General features: G+C 71.3%; 1 protein-coding gene. It reads left to right on the forward strand.

Annotated features, from left to right (window positions below; translation table 11 throughout):
* The first annotated feature begins 122 nt into the window (after positions 1-122).
* On the forward strand, positions 123-1,499 hold the full coding sequence (locus ACH4MY_RS38180; RefSeq protein WP_398009460.1) for an IS1380 family transposase: 1,377 nt from the start codon (positions 123-125) through the stop codon (positions 1,497-1,499).
* Positions 1,500-1,640: the final 141 nt, after the last annotated feature.

The raw sequence follows: 1,640 nt of genomic DNA on the forward strand, positions 1-1,640 counted from the left end.
CCTCGCGCTTTCATGAAGCGGGCTGTCCGACGGGTGGTCAGGTAAGCGAAAAGTGCCTCTGACCAGCAAGAATGAGGATTGTCGAGGTCCTTGTTCCTGCCACCGTCGGAGGCACTTCCCAGGTGAAGAAGCGTATCGGGTCCTATCCACGCGTCCGCATCGAGGGCGGTGGCCGTGGGGTGGTGTCCCAGGCCGGGGCCGTGCTGCTGGTCGAGACGGTCCGCAAGGCCGGGCTGGACCAGGCGATATCGGCGGCGCTTGCGCCGTGGCGGCGGCCGCGGGCGGTGCACGATCCGGGGAAGATCCTGCTGGACGTGGCCCTCGCGGTCGCGATGGGCGGGGACTGCCTCGCGGATGTCGGGACGCTGCGGGCCGAGCCCGACGTGTTCGGGCCGGTGGCCTCCGACCCGACGGTCTCCCGGCTCGTCGACGCCCTCGCCGCAGCTGGGCCGAAGGCCCTGTCCGCCATAAGGGCCGCTCGGGCCGAAGCGCGTGAGCGCGTCTGGAAGCTGGCCGGCACGGCGGCGCCGGATGCCGCGGGGCAGGTGACCGTGGACCTGGACGGGGTGCTCGTGCTGGCCCACTCCGAGAAGCAGGACGCCACCGCGACCTGGAAGAAGACCTTCGGACACCACCCCCTGATGGGCTTCGTGGATCACGGAAGCGGCGGGAGCGGTGAGCCGGTCGCCGGCCTGCTCAGACCGGGCAACGCAGGCAGCAACACCGCCGCCGACCACATCACCACGGCTGGGCTCGCCTTGGCGCAACTGCCGAAGAGGTACCGGCGCGGACGCCGGACGCTGATCCGTACCGACTCCGGCGGCGGCACCCACGAGTTCGTCGCCTGGCTCGCCCAGCGCGGACGGTGGCTGTCGTACTCGGTCGGCATGACCATCACTGAGCAGATTCACCAGGCCGTCCTCAAGGTTCCCGCCCCGGCCTGGACGGCAGCGATCGAGCCCGGCGGCGAGATCCGGGACGGGGCGTGGGTCGCCGAGATCACCGGCGGCTGCCTCAAGGGCTGGCCGAAGGGAATGCGGCTGATCGTGCGGAAGGAACGGCCCCATCCCGGCGCCCAGTTGCGGATCGTCGACGCTGACGGACTGCGGCTGACCTGCTTCGCCACCAACACCACCGACATGCCGATCGCGGCACTGGAGCTGCGGCACCGCCAGCGGGCACGGGCCGAGGACCGCATCCGGGCCGCGCGGGCCACCGGTCTGCGCAACCTGCCCCTGCACGACACCGCGCAGAACCAGATCTGGCTGGAGATCGTCCAGCTCGCCCTGGACCTGCTGGCCTGGATGCCGATGCTCGCTCTGACCGGCGAAATCCGCAGGTGGGAGCCCCGCCGTCTCCGGTTCCGCCTTCTCTCCGCCGCCGCTCAGATCGTCACGACCGCCCGCCGCCGGCACCTGAGGTTCGCCCGCCACTGGCCCTGGACCGACGTGATCACCGACGCGCTGGCGCGGCTCGAAGGTCTCCCGAACCCCGGCTGACCAGCACGTTCCCGTCCCTGCGAGCAGCATCACCCCGACCGGAGCCGTGGAACCCGGCGCCCACCCGACGCGACAGCCGGGCCATCAGCGTGCCCGCCACCGACCCGAACAACCGAAACGGCCCGCCGAAGAAGCCGACGG

Origin of the sequence: Streptomyces sp. NPDC017246, assembly GCF_044331325.1 — a bacterium.
Lineage (GTDB): Bacteria > Actinomycetota > Actinomycetes > Streptomycetales > Streptomycetaceae > Streptomyces.